Annotated in this window: 17 protein-coding genes; all 17 read right to left on the reverse strand. The window is 62.2% G+C overall.

The annotated features are described in order from the left end of the window. Positions 1–19: 19 nt before the first annotated feature. On the reverse strand, positions 20–763 hold the full coding sequence (fliP, locus tag BKD70_RS17940; protein ID WP_047275934.1) for a flagellar type III secretion system pore protein FliP: 744 nt from the start codon (positions 761–763) through the stop codon (positions 20–22). Further along, on the reverse strand, positions 763–1,203 hold the full coding sequence (fliO, locus tag BKD70_RS17945; RefSeq protein WP_047275936.1) for a flagellar biosynthetic protein FliO: 441 nt from the start codon (positions 1,201–1,203) through the stop codon (positions 763–765). The genes fliP and fliO overlap by 1 nt, the downstream gene beginning before the upstream one ends. Further along, entirely contained in the window at positions 1,204–1,671 is a 468-nt protein-coding gene (gene fliN / locus BKD70_RS17950; RefSeq protein WP_047275937.1) for a flagellar motor switch protein FliN, read from the reverse strand. Between the two features lie 56 nt (positions 1,672–1,727). After that, positions 1,728–2,696, reverse strand: coding sequence for a flagellar motor switch protein FliM (fliM, locus tag BKD70_RS17955; protein WP_047275940.1), 969 nt, complete (start codon positions 2,694–2,696; stop codon positions 1,728–1,730). A gap of 9 nt (positions 2,697–2,705) precedes the next feature. Beyond that, entirely contained in the window at positions 2,706–3,197 is a 492-nt protein-coding gene (fliL, locus tag BKD70_RS17960; protein WP_047275942.1) for a flagellar basal body-associated protein FliL, read from the reverse strand. Between the two features lie 196 nt (positions 3,198–3,393). Continuing rightward, positions 3,394–4,734 (reverse strand): flagellar hook-length control protein FliK, encoded by a 1,341-nt coding sequence (locus BKD70_RS17965; RefSeq protein ID WP_047275944.1) that lies wholly within the window; start codon positions 4,732–4,734, stop codon positions 3,394–3,396. A gap of 77 nt (positions 4,735–4,811) precedes the next feature. Beyond that, positions 4,812–5,174: an Hpt domain-containing protein gene (locus BKD70_RS17970; protein WP_047275946.1), complete on the reverse strand. Its 363-nt coding sequence runs from the start codon at positions 5,172–5,174 to the stop codon at positions 4,812–4,814. Between the two features lie 31 nt (positions 5,175–5,205). Next, entirely contained in the window at positions 5,206–6,921 is a 1,716-nt protein-coding gene (locus BKD70_RS17975; protein ID WP_186350475.1) for a fused response regulator/phosphatase, read from the reverse strand. Beyond that, a complete protein-coding gene (locus BKD70_RS17980; protein ID WP_047275948.1) occupies positions 6,918–7,223 on the reverse strand; it encodes an STAS domain-containing protein in 306 nt (101 codons plus the stop codon). Before BKD70_RS17980 ends, BKD70_RS17975 begins: the two co-directional genes overlap by 4 nt. Positions 7,224–7,309: 86 nt before the next feature. Further along, positions 7,310–7,762, reverse strand: coding sequence for a flagellar export protein FliJ (fliJ, locus tag BKD70_RS17985; RefSeq protein WP_047275950.1), 453 nt, complete (start codon positions 7,760–7,762; stop codon positions 7,310–7,312). A gap of 6 nt (positions 7,763–7,768) precedes the next feature. Beyond that, positions 7,769–9,127 carry a flagellar protein export ATPase FliI gene (fliI, locus tag BKD70_RS17990; protein ID WP_047275952.1) on the reverse strand — a complete coding sequence of 453 codons (1,359 nt, stop codon included), beginning with the start codon at positions 9,125–9,127 and terminating at the stop codon, positions 7,769–7,771. Then, positions 9,117–9,890, reverse strand: coding sequence for a flagellar assembly protein FliH (gene fliH, locus BKD70_RS17995; RefSeq protein ID WP_047275953.1), 774 nt, complete (start codon positions 9,888–9,890; stop codon positions 9,117–9,119). Before fliH ends, fliI begins: the two co-directional genes overlap by 11 nt. Further along, entirely contained in the window at positions 9,891–10,913 is a 1,023-nt protein-coding gene (gene fliG / locus BKD70_RS18000) for a flagellar motor switch protein FliG (protein WP_047275955.1), read from the reverse strand. Next, positions 10,906–12,699 (reverse strand): flagellar basal-body MS-ring/collar protein FliF, encoded by a 1,794-nt coding sequence (fliF, locus tag BKD70_RS18005; RefSeq protein ID WP_047275957.1) that lies wholly within the window; start codon positions 12,697–12,699, stop codon positions 10,906–10,908. The genes fliG and fliF overlap by 8 nt, the downstream gene beginning before the upstream one ends. 14 nt (positions 12,700–12,713) lie before the next feature. Continuing rightward, positions 12,714–13,046 (reverse strand): flagellar hook-basal body complex protein FliE, encoded by a 333-nt coding sequence (gene fliE, locus BKD70_RS18010; RefSeq protein WP_047275959.1) that lies wholly within the window; start codon positions 13,044–13,046, stop codon positions 12,714–12,716. A gap of 185 nt (positions 13,047–13,231) precedes the next feature. Continuing rightward, a complete protein-coding gene (locus BKD70_RS18015; RefSeq protein ID WP_047276204.1) occupies positions 13,232–14,635 on the reverse strand; it encodes a sigma-54 dependent transcriptional regulator in 1,404 nt (467 codons plus the stop codon). A gap of 5 nt (positions 14,636–14,640) precedes the next feature. Further along, the gene (locus BKD70_RS18020; RefSeq protein WP_052892185.1) at positions 14,641–15,840 is read right to left on the reverse strand and encodes a PAS domain-containing sensor histidine kinase; all 1,200 of its coding nucleotides are present in this window, start codon (positions 15,838–15,840) and stop codon (positions 14,641–14,643) included. Position 15,841 lies beyond the last annotated feature (1 nt).

A 15,841-nucleotide genomic window follows, 5' to 3' on the forward strand; every position in this document is an offset into this window, starting at 1 on the left:
ATTACTCCCGGGCATGGCGTCACACCCCGCCAAAACTGCTGGCCAGCGTGCCGATAATCAGCGCCCAGCCATCGACCAGCACGAACAGCATGATTTTGAACGGCAACGAAATAATCAGCGGCGACAGCATCATCATGCCCATGGCCATCAGCACACTGGCCACTACCAGGTCGATGATCAGGAACGGAATGAAGATCATGAAGCCGATTTGAAACGCGGTTTTCAGTTCCGAGGTGACAAACGCCGGCACCAGAATGGTCAGCGGCGCGGCATCCGGGGTGGCGATGTCGGTCCGCTTGGACAGGCGCACGAACAGCTCAAGGTCGCTGCTGCGGGTTTGCGCCAGCATGAAATCCTTGATCGGGCCTTCGGCCTTGAGGATCGCGTCCTGCGCCGAGAGCTTTTCGGCAAGGTACGGCTGCAAGGCGTTTTGGTTAATTTTGTCGAACACCGGCGCCATGATGAACATCGTCAGAAACAACGCCATGCCCGTGAGGATCTGGTTGGACGGGGTTTGTTGCAGCCCCAGCGCCTGACGCAGGATCGAAAACACAATGATGATCCGCGTGAAACTGGTCATCAGCATGACGAACGCCGGGATAAAACTCAGCGCCGTCATGATCAGCAGGATTTGCAGGCTGACCGAGTACTCTTGCTGGCCGTCGGCGCCCGTGCCCAGGGTGATGGCCGGAATCGACAACGGATCGGCACCGAACGCCAACGGCGCGGCCAGCGCCAACAACAGCGCAACGACTAAACGCATTACGGCTTGTCCTTCTGGTTGCCCATCAGTTCGAGCAGGCGCTTGGCAAACTCCGGCGTGGCAGGCTGGGGGGTAGTCGGCAAGGTCACCGGCTCCTTGAGCACATGCAGCGGCGTGATCCGGCCGGGCGTCAGGCCCAGCAGGATTTGCTCATTGCCCACTTGCACCAGCACCAGACGATCACGCGCGCCCAGCGCACGCGAGCTGATCAGTTCAATCACCTGCCCCTGGCGTGGCCCGGCGTGCTGAACCCGGCGCAACAGCCAGGTCAGGCCGAAAATCAGCCCCAGCACCAGCAGCAGGCCCAGCACCAGTTGGGTCAATTGACCGCCGATGCCACTGCCGACCACCGGCGCAGCCGCCGTGGTGGCCGTGACCACCGGTTCCGCCGCCAGTACGCTGAACGGGAACGCCAGTAAACCGCCGAGTAACCGCTTCATTCAGCGCAGCTTCTTGATGCGTTCGCTTGGGCTGATGACGTCCGTCAGGCGAATGCCGAACTTTTCGTTCACCACCACCACTTCGCCGTGCGCAATCAGCGTGCCGTTGACCAGCACGTCCAGCGGCTCACCGGCCAGACGGTCCAGTTCAATTACCGAGCCCTGGTTGAGTTGCAGCAGGTTACGGATGTTGATGTCGGTGCTGCCCACTTCCATAGAGATGGACACCGGAATATCCAGAATCACGTCCAGGTTGGGGCCGTCCAGCGTGACCGGCTCGTTGTTGCGCGGCACGCTGCCGAATTCTTCCATCGGCACGCGGTTGGACGACGGGGCCTTGGCCGCATCGGCCGCCAGCAAGGCGTCAATGTCGTGTTGGCCCACATCGCCGGTTTCTTCCAGTGCAGCCGCCCATTCATCGGCCAGCGCCTGGTCTTCGGCGGAAGTTATTTCGTGTTCGTCAGCCATCATTTGTCCTCGGCGGGCAGTCAATCAGTTACACAGCGAATTCTTGAAACCGGCGCTTAGCGCCGGTCGATGGGCTCAACCACTTGCAGGGCGAGATTGCCCTTGTGCGAGCCCAGTTTGACCTTGAACGACGGCACGCCATTGGCACGCATGACCAGCTCGTCCTGCAACTCGATGGGGATCACGTCGCCGGGCTGCATGTGCAGAATGTCCCGCAGCCGCAACTGGCGACGGGCCACCGTGGCACTGAGCGGCACGCTGACGTCGAGTACGTCTTCACGCAGCGCTTTGCTCCAGCGTTCGTCCTGATCGTCGAGGTCGGACTGGAAACCGGCGTCGAGCATCTCGCGCACCGGCTCGATCATCGAATACGGCATGGTCACGTGCAGGTCGCCGCCACCGCCGTCCAGCTCGATGTGGAAGGTGGAGACCACAATCGCCTCGCTCGGGCCGACGATGTTGGCCATGGCCGGGTTCACTTCCGAGTTGATGTACTCGAAATTGACTTCCATGATCGCCTGCCAGGCTTCTTTCAAGTCGATGAAAGCCTGCTCCAGCACCATGCGCACCACGCGCAACTCGGTGGGCGTGAATTCACGGCCCTCGATCTTGGCGTGACGCCCGTCGCCGCCGAAGAAGTTGTCCACCAGCTTGAACACCAACTTGGCGTCCAGGATGAACAGCGCCGTGCCACGCAGCGGCTTGATCTTGACCAGGTTCAAACTGGTGGGCACGTACAGCGAATGCACGTACTCACCGAACTTCATCACCTGCACCCCGCCCACGGCCACGTCGGCCGAGCGGCGCAGCATGTTGAACATACTGATGCGGGTGTAGCGCGCGAAACGCTCGTTGATCATTTCGAGGGTCGGCATGCGCCCGCGAACAATACGGTCCTGACTGGTCAGGTCGTAACTTTTGACACTGCCGGGTTCGGCAGCCATTTCGGTCTGTACCAGACCGTCATCGACGCCATGCAACAGCGCATCGATCTCATCCTGGGACAGCAGGTCTTGCACGGCCATGTCGTGATCCTACTGCAATACGAAGTTAGTAAAGAGCACCTGATCGACCACCACTTTGCCGAGCTCTTTTTGCGCAACGGCTTGCACACTGGCAGTGGCTTTTTGACGCAACATTTCCTGGCCGACCGGCGTGGCGATGCTGTCGAAGGTTTCCCCGGAGAACAACATGACCAGATTGTTGCGGATCACTGGCATGTGAACCTTGAGCGCGTCCAGATCGGCCTGGTTTCGGGCTTGCAGGGTCATGCTCACTTGCATGTAGCGCTGGCGGCCATTGGCGTTGTAATTGAGCACAAACGCAGGCGCCATCGGCTCGTAGATCGCCGGGACTTTAGCGTTCGGGTCAACCACCACCTCGGGCTTGCTTTGGGCGCTGTGCATGAAATACCAGGTGGCGCCCACGGACAGGCCAATCGCCAGCAGCAACGCCACGACGATCAGGATAATCAGCTTGAGTTTGCCTTTCTGGGCGGGGTCTTTCACTGCGTCGCTCTTCGCCATGCCAATAATCCGTCACTATTCGGTTTTCACAGGTGCATGGCTAGGCAAGAGCAAGTGTTATGCCAGAAGTGAGTGTCGGGCGGGCATTGTTTGGCTTGAGCGGGGTTGGGGCGCGATGGCACGGCGATAACCGCGCGGTGCGCGGCAGCGACTGCACCGTTAAGGGGAGCCGCTGCGCAAGGCTGCTAGCCAGTTATCAGGCGTAATAATCCACCGCACTGGAGCCCAGGATCACACTCGGCGCTGCGGCGTCAACGGCCGCCACGGACAGGTCGTCCTCCACAGCGCCGTCCGCCCGCCCACCGTTGCCTGTGCCATTGGCGCGGTGCTGGCCTTGTTGCTCCTGCCCCTGGCCCTGCCAATTGCGCGATTGATCCGACACGTTGACGTCCACTTGCCCCATGCCCTGCTGGGCGAACATCTCACGCAGACGGTGCATCTGCCCTTCCAGCGCTTCACGCACACCGGCGTGGCCGCTCATGAAGTTCACTTGCGCCGGTTGGTCGGCCGCGATGTTGACGCGGATGTCCAGTCGCCCCAGTTCGGCGGGTTCCAGCTGAATGTCCGCCGACTTGAGGTTGGCGCTGGACAGGTACATCACCCGGTTGACCACTTCTTCAGACCAGCCGTTCTGGTGCATGGCCAAGGGCTGGTTGACCGGCAAGGCATTGGCGGTTTTAGGCACCGCTGCTTGGGTCAAGGCCGCCAGACGATTGGCGAAGTCGTCGACACGGGTGTCGCTGGAGGCGCTTTTCAAGTCTTTAAGGCCATCGTCCACCAACCCCTTGAAGGCCTTTTCGCCGCCCTCGCCGGTGGTTTGGGAGTCGGTTTTCGGCTCGATCAGCAGGGCCATGCCGCTGGCCTGCCCCTGGGTTTGAGCAGCCGGTGCAGCGGTATCAGCAGAAGTGCTTTTGGTCGGTGCCTGACTGCTGGCGGACACGTGCCCGCCCTGCTCCATGGCCAGGCGTACCGCCGGCAGGTCGTCGAGGGGATCAGCCTCGGGGTCGAAGGTGTCATCGGCCACTGGCTGAGGTTGAACCGCAGCCGCCGTGGCCGCCGCAGCCAGTTGCGGCGCCTGCACCTCGGGTTGTGGCGCAACAGCGTCAACCGGTACGTCCGCCACCGGTGGTGTCAGCGGGGTGGTCGGGGCCACGGGCGTCAGCGTGGACGGATCGGTGGAAGCCACGTCATCGGACGCCGACGTCGTGCTGGCATCCTGGTCATCACGGGCATTGTCGGCGCGCTTGCCGCCAGGCAAGGGTTTGCCGCTATCGGCAACGTTCGCCGGTTTGCCAGCGCTTTTGTCGTTGCGCACATCAGGCCTGACTGGCGCATCCGCCCCCTTGTCGCGCGACGGCTTGGCGGCTTTATCGGCGGCATTGGACGCGGTGTCTTGCGACGCCTTGGCGTACACCTTCGAGAACGGCGCCCCCCCGGTTTTGTTGGGCTCAACAGCAGGCTGGGACGCATTCGCCGCGGCGGCTTTGGACGCAGCGGCGGCAGGTGTCTGAAGAAGCGGGTTGGCGGCAAGCGGCATGTAAGGTCTCCACTGTACGGGCTGGCGTAGGTACAGGTCAGAGATTCAGAGCAAGGTTCGGGCCAGCTTTGCGCCCATCAGTGGGAAACCACGTGTGCCGCCCCGCAGCGCTTGCGTTCGGCGCTGTACAGTCGGCGCACGGTTTGGTATTCACGGTCGATTTTCAGCACCAGCGCTTCGATGCCGTCCACCGGCATTTTTTGCACCCCGGCTTCGAGTTCGGCGCACAAGCGCGCCAAACGAATGGCACCCATGTTGCTGCTGCTGCCTTTGAAGCTGTGGGCAACCGCCATCAGCTCGGTAGGACCGCGCGCCAGATGCAATTGCTGCAGACGTTCGTCCGAGTCCGCGATAAAGGTGTCCAGCAGGTCGGCAAACCCGCCCTCCATCACGTCACGCAATGCGCTCACAACAGTCGGGTCCATGTGTAGATCAGACACTTGTTCACTCCTTGATCAAGAATGGGGCGGATTATGCCAGAGCCTCCCACGAAAACTCCACGTACGCGCTGCGACCATCGTCTGACCAGCGCGCCGCAGGACACAGTTGACGCACCAGGCTCACGCCGCGCCCCGACAGGCGCCCTTTGTCCAGGGGACGCGCCAATACGTTGTGGACATCGAATCCTTTTCCGCTGTCTTCAACTTGTATCACTAAACGTCCACCGTTGAGCATAGGCTCAACCCGCAGGTGCAGCCGGACAAATCCTCCTTTAAGGGCTGCCAGCCGCTCTTCCCGGCGCTGGTAATACTGCGCGAACCCGGCGGCGTTGCGCTTGATCCGCGAGTCGAGCCCCAACACGCCATGCTCCAGGGCATTGGCGTACAGCTCGGCCAGCACCGCGTGGATCACCGCCCCCTGCGTGCGCAGCCCATGAACTTCCATCAACAACTGCAACAGGTAGGGCAACGGGTTGAACTGTTGTAGGGATTGGGCGCGAAACTCAAAGCTGGCCGACCAGTCCAGCGGGCTGCAACGCCCGCTGTCGGAGTAGAGAATCGGCGGCAGGTCCCAGGATTGCGGCAACTGCGAAGTGATTTGCACCAGGCTCACGTCATCGCGCTTTTGCCCCTGGAAATCGCGCAGCGCCTGCACCACCTCATCAATCAGGTGTGCCGGGTCCCGATTACGGGCAAACACACGCTCCAGCCCTTGCACGCCAAACAGTTGTTCATCGTGGCCTGCGGTATCGATGACCCCGTCCGAGAGCAAAAACAGCTGATCGCCCGGCGCTATGGGCAGCACCTCGGTGGCGTCGTCAAAGGCGTCGCTGGTGAGCACCCCCAGCGGCAAGTGCCGGGACGGCAACGGCGTGCGCTTGCCGCTGGCCTGGGCATGCAAGTAGCCATCCGGCATGCCGCCATTCCACAGTTCGACGATGCGCCGCTGGGCACTCACGCACGCCAGCGTGGCGCAGCAAAACATGTCCACGGGCAGGATGCGTTTGAGCTTGGCGTTCATCTCACGCAGGATTTCCGCCAGGCCATAGCCTTTGGCCGTCATGCTGTAGAACACCTCCGCCAGCGGCATGGCGCCGATGGCGGCGGGCAACCCATGGCCGGTGAAGTCGCCCAGCAACACGTGGGTATCGCCGGTGGGGGTGTAGGCCGCCAGTAATAAATCGCCGTCGAACAAGGCATAAGGCGACTGCAAATACTGAATATTCGACGCCTTCAAACACCCCGAGTGCGCCACCCGGTCAAACACGGCCTTGGCCACTCGCTGCTCATTGAGCAGGTAGGTGTTGTGCCGGGCGATCAGGTTGCGTTGCTGCAACACCGTGTCCTGCAGGCGTCGCAAGCGGTCCATGACGGTGATCTTGGCGGCCAGCACCTGCGGGTTATAGGGCTTGATCAGCACATCATCGCCCCCGGCTTCCATCGCACGGGTCAAGGCGTCGGCGTGTTCGAGCGAGGTGAGGAAAATGATTGGCACCAGCGTCTCGCCAGCCAGCGCCTTGATCTGCCGCGTGGCTTCAAAGCCGTCCATGACCGGCATCAGCGCGTCCATCAGCACCAGTTGCGGGCGCTGCTCGGCAAACAGCGCCACCGCTTCGGCGCCATCGGCGGCCAGCAACACGCGATGCCCCTGCTTGCTGACAATGCGCGAGAGCAACAAGCGGTCGACCGCACTGTCTTCAGCGATCAGCAGGGTGAGCGGCTGGATGTCTGCGTGTGACCCGTTCAACTGATATCAAACAGCTTGTCGAAGTTGGAAGTGGCGAAGATTTTGCGCACGTCGGCATTGCAATTGACGATCCGCACATCCGACTCATCGCCCCCGGCGTAGTCACGCAACAGCAACAGCATGCCCAGGGCAGAACTGTCGACGTAAGTGGTGTCCTTGAGGTCAACCACAAACTGATCAGGCTTGGAGTCCTGCTGTTCGTAGGCGTGCCTGAAATCTTGATGCTGGACGAAATCAAAACGCCCCTTGATCGCTAACGTCAGTTTTTTATCATCCTCCGTCAATGTTGAAGTGACAGCCATGGGCACGCATCCTTATCTGAGGTCGGGTGCCAAGAACTATAGACGGCGATGACGATTTCACCTCCCGTGGCGGGAATCCGGCGGACTTATAACGTGTCGCGGCGTTGCAGGCGCTGGGACAGCTCGTCCATCAGCTTTTGTTCGCGCTTGTCTTCCAGCTGCCGCGCTTCGTCGGCGTAGCGTTGCACCAGTTTGCGCAACCCTTCGACCCGAGCGTAGGCCTGCTGCCAGGTTTCGCGGGCTTTATTGAGGTTGTTTTCGTGCCAGACCAGACTCTGCCGTTGCTGTGAGACGGCGGTTTCAAGCTGGTTGAGAAAGTACTGGTAACTGCGCAGCCATTGCCCCGACACGCCCTGGCTGCCACGGTCGACCCATTGCGACTGGTACTCGGCGCGGAAGTTTTCCAGGTCGCCCAACTTGCTGTTGGCCAGGTTCACTTGCCCCTGAAAATGCCCGAGGCGCTGCGCCGCGGCTTTTTCGGCGCTTTCGGCCATGTCCACCACTGGCGCCAGACGCGCCGCTCTTCCCCCGCTGGCCATCAGGGATTAGCCGCCCGGTGCCGGGGCAAAAATCGACCCCAGATGGCCACTGCTTTCGCCCAGGCTGATGTTGTCGTTCAGCCCTTGGCGCAGGTACGCCACCATCGCCGGTTGCAGGGCAATTGCGGTATCGGTTTCGCGGTCACCGCCCGGTACGTAGGCGCCGACGCTGATCAAGTCCCGCGCCTGCTGGAAGCGCGACCACAACTGCTTGAATTGCTGCGCGCGGCGCATGTGCTCTTCGTTGACCACCGAGGGCATGACCCGGCTGATGGACGCTTCGATGTCGATGGCCGGGTAATGGCCTTCTTCGGCCAGTCGCCGGGACAGCACGATGTGGCCGTCCAGCACGCCCCGCGCCGAGTCGGCAATCGGGTCTTGCTGGTCGTCCCCCTCGGACAGCACGGTATAGAACGCGGTGATCGACCCGCCGCCCGCTTCGGCGTTACCCGCCCGCTCCACCAGTTTTGGCAGCTTGGCGAACACCGAAGGCGGATACCCCTTGGTCGCAGGCGGCTCGCCGATCGCCAGGGCGATTTCCCGCTGCGCCTGGGCGAAACGGGTCAGCGAGTCCATCAGCAACAGGACGTTTTTGCCTTTGTCACGAAAGTATTCGGCAATCCGCGTGCAATACATGGCTGCGCGCATGCGCATCAAGGGCGCGTCATCCGCTGGCGAGGCCACCACCACCGAGCGCTTGAGGCCTTCTTCGCCGAGGATGTGTTCGATGAACTCCTTCACCTCACGGCCCCGTTCACCGATCAGCCCCACCACCACGATGTCGGCCTCGGTAAAGCGGGTCATCATGCCCAGCAGCACACTCTTGCCCACGCCTGTACCGGCAAACAGGCCCAGACGCTGGCCGCGACCGACCGTCAATAAACCGTTGATGCTGCGGATGCCCACGTCCAGCGGCACGCTGATCGGGTTGCGCTTGAGCGGGTTGATGGTCGGGCCATCCATCGGCACCCAGTCTTCGGCTTTCATCCCGCCTTTGCCGTCCAGTGCCCGCCCGGCGCCATCGAGCACGCGGCCGAGCATGCTCATGCCCATGGGCAAGCGCCCGGTGTCTGCCAACGGCACCACACGGGCGCCCGGCGCAATACCGGCGACACTGCCCACCGGCATGAGGAAGATTTTGCTGCCCGAAAACCCCATCACTTCGGCTTCGACTTCCACCGGGTGAAAGCTGTCGTCGTTGATGACCAGGCAACGGCTGCCCATGGCCGCGCGCAAACCTTCGGCTTCAAGCGTCAGGCCGACCATGCGCAGCAGGCGGCCCTCGACAATGGGCTGGCCGGGCAAGGTGATGGCAGGCGAATAGGTGCTCAGGCGTTTGGCAAAACTGGTGCGTTTAAGGTGCATCCGGTGCGTCCAGGTCGACGTCAATGTCCGGCGCAGACGGGTGCAGCGCCTGTTCGTGCAATTGGTCAAACAACTGGCTCATGGCCTGCTTGATGCGGGTTTCGATGCTGGCGTCGATCCGGCTGTGTTCGGTTTCGACCCGGCAACCGCCCGGCTGCAAGGTGTCGTCTTCGAGGATCCGCCACGTGGCGTCATGCCGCTCGCGCAGGGCTTTGACCTGGGCAAAATCCTGCGGGTTGATGAACAGGCGAATGTTTTCAGCGCCCATTGGCAACAACTTGAGGCTCTCGCGCAGCACCTGCTCGATCTGGCTGGAGTCGGTTTTCAGTTCGCGCTGGATCACCAGCCGCGTCATGTGTTCGACCAGCCCCACCATGGCTTTTTCGAGCTGCTCGTCCTGCTCGGCCAGCGGCGCAAACAGGCTGCTCATCAGGCGTTCAAGGCTGCCGACCTTGGCGCTCAAGGCCACTTCCGCCTCTTGGCGCACCTTGAGCTGCGTGCTGTGAAAGCCTTCTTTTTCGCCGGTGGCGAAGCCTTCGTTGTAGGCCTCCTGACGGATGCTTTCGAGCTCTTCGAGGGTCAGTGGCTGGACTTCCTCCAGCGGCACTTCTTCGCTCTCGACCGGCAGTTCTTCGACCGGCTCGGGCTCGGGTTCCGGCGCTTCGCGAAACGGGTCAAAGCTGGGCAAGGACCACACGTCAAAACCGCCGACATCGCGGGCGCGGATCACATCACTGGGCGACTCGCCCTTGGCATTGCTCACTTAGATCATCTCTTCGCCGCCCTTCCCGCCGAGAACGATTTCTCCGGCTTCGGCCATACGGCGAGCAATGGTGAGGATTTCTTTCTGTGCGGTTTCGACGTCGCTGACACGCACCGGGCCTTTGGCTTCGAGGTCGTCGCGCAGCAGTTCGGAGGCACGCTTGGACATGTTCTTGAAGATTTTTTCCTGAACGTTGTCGTCCGAGCCCTTGAGCGCCAGTACCAGCACGTCCGAAGACACTTCGCGCAACAGTGCCTGAATGCCGCGGTCGTCGACGTCGGCCAGGTTGTTGAACACAAACATGAGGTCTTCGATCTGACCGGACAGGTCTTCGTCGATTTCGCGGATCGAGTCCATCAACTGGCCCTCGGTCGAGCTGTCGAGGAAGTTCATGATGTCGGCCGCACGCTTGATACCGCCCAATGTTGTACGGGCAGCATTGGAGTTGCCGGAGAATTGCTTCTCGAGAATCTGGTTCAGCTCTTTGAGCGCGGCCGGTTGTACGGTGTTGAGCGACGAGACGCGCAGGATGATGTCCAGGCGCGCCTTGTGGTCAAAATGCCCCAGCACTTCACCGGCCTGGTCGGGGTCCAGGTACGCCACCACGATGGCCTGGATTTGCGGGTGCTCGAAACGGATCACGTCCGCCACCGCACGCGGCTCCATCCATTTGAGGCTGTCCAGACCGCTGGTGTTGCCGCCCAGCAGGATGCGGTCGATCAGGCCGTTGGCCTTGTCTTCGCCCAGCGCCGAGGTGAGCATTTTGCGGATGTAGCTGTCAGAGCCAACGCCGAGGCTGGTCTGGTCGCCGACGATCTCGACGAACTCACTCATGACCTGCTCAACCTGCTCACGGTGTACGTTGCGCATTTGCGCCATCGCCACACCCACGCGCTGCACTTCTTTAGGCCCCATGTGCCGCAGCACCTGGGCCGCGTCGGTTTCCCCCAGGGACAGCAGCAGGATCGCGGCCTTGTCGACCCGGGTCAGCTTGAGGTTGGTGGCGGCTCGGTTGTCACTCATCAGCGTTGATCCACTCTTTCACGACCTGAGCCACACGGCCCGGGTCTTCTGCTACCAGACTTTTGATTGCGTTCAACTGAGCGTCATAGCCTTCGCTCGGGCTCGGCAACAGAATGCTTTGTGGACCGCCGAGGCTGACCCGGTCGTTGGCCAGCTCGCCGTCCAGGCCGCCGATGCCGCCCAGACCGCCCAGCTCGGCATCGCTGCCCAACGCCATTTGTTTGTTGCGGCCGTGACCGGTGATGTTGTTGAGCACCGGGCGCAATACGCCGAACACCAGCACCAGAATGAACAACACACCCAGCACTTGCTTGACGATGTCCCAGAACCACGGCTGCGAGTAGAACGGGATATCGGCAATCACTTCGCCACGTTCGGCGGAGAACGGCACGTTGATCACGCTCACGCTGTCGCCACGGCTGGCGTCAAAGCCCACCGCGTCTTGCACCAGACGCGTGAAGCGCGCCAATTGATCGGTGCTCCACGGCTCGCGGGTGACTTCACCGTTGGCCGGGTCGACCTTGACCTGATCGTCCACCACCACGGCAACCGACAGGCGATTGACACGGCCCTGTTGCTGCTTGGTGTGGCTGATGGAGCGGTCCAGCTCAAAGTTTTTGGTCGATTGCGAACGTTTGTCGGCCGGGTATGGCGCCAACATGGGCTGGCCGGTGGCCGGGTCCATGATCTGCTGACCGTTGGCGTCCAGCAGCGGCTGGCCTGGCTGCACCATGCCAGCGGCGGCGGTGGCCTGACCGGTTTGCTGCGGCGCCGACGCCGGGGCCGGTGGCTGATTGCTCAGCGCGCCCGGCACACCTTGCGGGCCATTGCTGGCGGTGCGTTGTTCGTTGGTGGACTGCTCGCTGCGCAACGCCGGCTGGTCCGGGTTGAACTGTTCGGAGGTCGATTCAACGGCGCTGAAATCCACGTCCGCGGACACTTCGGCCTTGTAGCGATCATTGCCCAAGACCGGCTGCAGGATGTTGTGCACGCGCTGGGTGAGCATGCTTTCCATGCGGCGGCTGTAATCAAACTGCTTGCCAGCCATGGTCAGCTCGGAGTTTTCCGCCTGATCCGACAGCAGGTTGCCCTTCTGGTCGACCACGGTGATCTGCGATTTGGTCAATTCCGGGACGCTGGTGGCCACCAGGTTGATAATGGCCAGCACCTGACCCGGCTCCAGCGAACGGCCCGAGTACAGCTCTACCAGTACCGAGGCGCTGGGCTTGCGCTCATCGCGCACGAACACCGAGCTTTTCGGGATCGCCAGGTGCACGCGGGCGCCCTTGACGTTGTTCAGGCTGGAAATGGTGCGTGCCAGCTCGCCTTCGAGGCCGCGGCGATAGCGCGTGGCTTCCATGAACTGGCTGGTGCCCAGCCCTTGGTCCTTGTCCAGAATCTCGAAACCGATGTTGCTGTCGGTCGGTGAGACACCGGCAGCGGCCAGCTTGAGGCGGGCACGGGCGACGTCATCGGCCTTGACCAGCAACGCACCGGATGTGGGCTCGACGGTGTAGGGAATATCGGCGGTGGCCAGGGTCTCCATGACCTGCTTGGCATCCATACCGGCCAGGCTGCCGTACAGCGGCCGGTAATCGGGCTGTTGCGACCACAGCACCACGGCAAAACCAATCGCCACGCTCGCGGCCAGGCCGACCATCAGGCCGACCTGACGCAGCATGGTCATCTCGGAAAGGTTTTCCAGAAAAGACAGCCCGAACAGCGGCGGTTTGCCTTCTGTAGAGCCCGCCTTGGCCGGGACGTTATCAGCGACTGCTTCTGCCATGACCTAATACGTCCTTAAACCGGCATCTGCATGATGTCTTGGTACGCCTGAACCAGCTTGTTGCGCACTTGGGTCAATGCCTGAAAAGAAACACTGGCTTTCTGCGATGCAATCATCACGTCCGTCAGGTCAACGCCGCTCTTGCCGATTTCAAAGGCGTTCGACAACTGGGTCGACGCCTGCTGGGTTTCGCTGACCTTGTTGATCGCGTTGCCGAGCATATCGGAGAAGCTGGGGGCGCCCAGTTCGGCAGGCGCTTGCACCGCCGATTTCGGCTGGGCCATGGCGTCCATTTGCATGGCCCGCATGTCCAACATCATTCGATTAAATTCAATACCTTGGCTCATGGACTACTCTCTCCGACGGCCCGCAATTTTTTGACACTCACACAGCATCTACTGAGGTGTTAGCAACAAGGGTGCCAGTTATTTATTGATCTGGAACAAATCGCGTTACAAAAGGTCGCAGGCAGATGAGCGGCGCGTGGTCGCACCGAAGGGGCACGACCCTGCGCGGTGATGAGCGTCTGCGTTCAAGGGGTGGCGAACAGGTACGCCTCGACATCCATACCGGCATCGCGCATTTGCGCCAATTTGTAGCGCAGGGTGCGCGGGCTGATGCCCAAACGCTCGGCGGCCTCTTTGCGGCGACCGCGCTCGGCGCGCAAGGTGTCGATTATCATCTGGAACTCGCGACGGCGCAGGTCATCGCCCAAGGCCCCCGCCGATTCCCCGGTCAGTTCGCTGGAGGTTTGAGCAGGCGCCGGCAATCTGGCGCTGCTTGAAGAGGACAGCGGCGCACAGGCCACCGACCCGGACAGACAAAAATCCGCCGCTTCGATCAGCCCGCCGTGTTGCAGGATCAGGGCGCGCTGAATTGCGTTGTCCAGCTCACGCACATTGCCCGGCCAGCCGTAGCCGGTCAGGCACGCTTGCGCATCCGCTGAAAAGCGCACGGCGGTGTGTTTCATTTTGTTGATGTGCTCGGCCAGCAGGCGCTCTGCCAGCGGCAGAATATCGGCGGTGCGCTCGCGCAACGGGCGCCAGGCCAGCGGAAACACCGACAGCCGGTAGAACAGATCTTCCCGGAACCGCCCCGCCGCCACTTCGCCCGCCAGATCGCGGTTGGTGGTGGCCACGACCCGAATATCCAGGGCAATCGGCTTGCGCCCGCCGACCCGCTCGACTTCGCGCTCCTGCAACACGCGCAACAGTTTGGCCTGAAGGCCCAACGGCATCTCTGAGATTTCGTCCAGCAGCAGCGTGCCGCCGTCCGCCTGCTCGAACTTGCCCGCCTGCGCCGCAATCGCCCCGGTGAACGAGCCTTTTTCGTGGCCGAACAGCGTCGCTTCCAGCATGTTGTCCGGAATCGCCGCACAGTTGATCGCGACAAAGGGCTGAGTCGCCCGATGAGAGTGCTGATGAATGTAACGCGCCAGGACTTCTTTACCGGTGCCGGACTCGCCCGAGATCAGCACCGTGGAATCGCTGCGGGCCACGCGGGCCGCCAGCTCCAGCAGTTGCACACTGGCCGGTTCGATGGCCACCGGGCCTTGCGCGTCAGCTGCGCTCACACTGCCGAGCGCATGGCGTGCCACCAGCTCCAGCAGCGCCTTGGGTTCAAACGGCTTGACCAGGTAATCCGCCGCGCCTTGACGCATGGCGTCCACCGCGCGCTCCACCGCGCCGTGGGCGGTCATCAACAACACCGGCAGTTGGGGTTGCCGCGCCCGCAACAGGGCGAGCAATTGGTGACCGTCCATGCCCGGCATGTTGACGTCGCTGACCACCAGACTGAACGCTTCGGCCGAGACCGCCTCCAGCGCTTCTTCAGCAGACCCCACGGCGCGAAACCGATGCCCGGCCAGCAGCAAAGTGTCGGATAACGCTTCACGCAGCGCACGATCGTCTTCCACCAGCAGCACATTGATGCGCATTGCCATCAGCTCGCCTCCCCCGCGCACGCCGTCGCCTGCAGGCTGAGCAACGGCAAGCTGAGCAGCGCGCAGGTGCCACGCCCACGCCGCGAGTGCAGCTGCAGTTGGCCCTGATGCGCACGCACCACGGCCTTGACTACGGCCAGCCCCAGACCGGTGCCGGTGGCTTTGGTGGTGAAAAACGGCTCGCCCAAACGCTCCAGCACCTGCGGCTCGATGCCGCTGCCGCTGTCGCTCACGCACAAGCGCAAGGTGTTGCCCCGTGCGTACACGTGCACTTTAAGGCGCACCTGCGCCGTGCCGGCTTGCAGGGCGTTTTCGATCAGATTGAGCAGCGCACCGACCAACGTGTCGCGATTGCACAGCAGCTCGCCATCATGGATATCGCACTGCCAGCGCATGGCAATGCCTTCGACGTGGGGTTGCGCGGCGGCCTGCAGTGCCTGCATCAGCGCTTTGGGGGCAATGCGGTCGGTGAGGGGCAGTTCTCCGCGGGCAAACACCAGCATGTCCCGCACCTGATGCTCCAACTCATGCAAGCGCTCTTTAAGGCGCCCGGCAAAGCGCTGCTGGGTCTCGACCGGCAACTGTTGTTCAGTCAAATGACTGGCGTAGATCAACGCCGCCGACAAGGGCGTGCGGATCTGGTGCGCCAGCGACGCCACCATGCGACCCAGGGAAGACAGGCGCTCATGGCGGGCCAGCTGATCTTGCAAGCGCCGGGTTTCTGTCAGGTCGTTGAGCAGCACCAGTTGACCCGGCTCGGCATCCAGCGAGCGGGTGGAAATCGACAGGCGTCGACCGTCAATCAGGGAAATTTCATGGCCGTCGTCTTCACGGGGCGCGAAGCAGCGCGTGATCACATGCCGCCACAGTTCGCCTTCGAGCGGCAGCCCCAGCAGCTCGCAGGCGGCCGGGTTGGCCTCGCGCACACGGCCGCGGTCGTCGATCACGATCACGCCGCCCGGCAGCAGGTCCAGCAGGTTTTGCAGGCGATTGGCCAGCCGCTCTTTTTCCGCCAGTTCGGCCATGCGCTGGGCGCTGACCACCGCCAGCTCGCCCTTGAGCTCGGTCACCCGGGCTTCCAGCAGGCTGTAGGAATCGGTCAATTGAGTCGACATCTGACTGAACAGCGAGAACGCCTGCTCAAGCCCTTCCCGGCTGGCCTGTTCAACCGGGTTCAAGGGCTGAACGGCGAGAGACATG

Origin of the sequence: Pseudomonas sp. BS-2016 (assembly GCF_001806145.1) — a bacterium.
In the GTDB taxonomy this organism is placed as follows: domain Bacteria; phylum Pseudomonadota; class Gammaproteobacteria; order Pseudomonadales; family Pseudomonadaceae; genus Aquipseudomonas; species Aquipseudomonas lundensis.

Excerpts from the sequence above, each read along its gene's own strand:
- fliP (WP_047275934.1), bottom strand. The coding sequence starts at position 763 with ATGCGTTTAGTCGTTGCGCTGTTGTTGGCGCTGGCCGCGCCGTTGGCG.
- fliO (WP_047275936.1), bottom strand. The coding sequence starts at position 1,203 with ATGAAGCGGTTACTCGGCGGTTTACTGGCGTTCCCGTTCAGCGTACTG.
- fliN (WP_047275937.1), bottom strand. The coding sequence starts at position 1,671 with ATGGCTGACGAACACGAAATAACTTCCGCCGAAGACCAGGCGCTGGCC.
- fliM (WP_047275940.1), bottom strand. The coding sequence starts at position 2,696 with ATGGCCGTGCAAGACCTGCTGTCCCAGGATGAGATCGATGCGCTGTTG.
- fliL (WP_047275942.1), bottom strand. The coding sequence starts at position 3,197 with ATGGCGAAGAGCGACGCAGTGAAAGACCCCGCCCAGAAAGGCAAACTC.
- BKD70_RS17965 (WP_047275944.1), bottom strand. The coding sequence starts at position 4,734 with ATGCCGCTTGCCGCCAACCCGCTTCTTCAGACACCTGCCGCCGCTGCG.
- BKD70_RS17980 (WP_047275948.1), bottom strand. The coding sequence starts at position 7,223 with ATGGCTGTCACTTCAACATTGACGGAGGATGATAAAAAACTGACGTTA.
- fliJ (WP_047275950.1), bottom strand. The coding sequence starts at position 7,762 with ATGGCCAGCGGGGGAAGAGCGGCGCGTCTGGCGCCAGTGGTGGACATG.
- fliI (WP_047275952.1), bottom strand. The coding sequence starts at position 9,127 with ATGCACCTTAAACGCACCAGTTTTGCCAAACGCCTGAGCACCTATTCG.
- fliG (WP_047275955.1), bottom strand. The coding sequence starts at position 10,913 with ATGAGTGACAACCGAGCCGCCACCAACCTCAAGCTGACCCGGGTCGAC.
- fliF (WP_047275957.1), bottom strand. The coding sequence starts at position 12,699 with ATGGCAGAAGCAGTCGCTGATAACGTCCCGGCCAAGGCGGGCTCTACA.
- fliE (WP_047275959.1), bottom strand. The coding sequence starts at position 13,046 with ATGAGCCAAGGTATTGAATTTAATCGAATGATGTTGGACATGCGGGCC.
- BKD70_RS18015 (WP_047276204.1), bottom strand. The coding sequence starts at position 14,635 with ATGCGCATCAATGTGCTGCTGGTGGAAGACGATCGTGCGCTGCGTGAA.
- BKD70_RS18020 (WP_052892185.1), bottom strand. The coding sequence starts at position 15,840 with ATGTCTCTCGCCGTTCAGCCCTTGAACCCGGTTGAACAGGCCAGCCGG.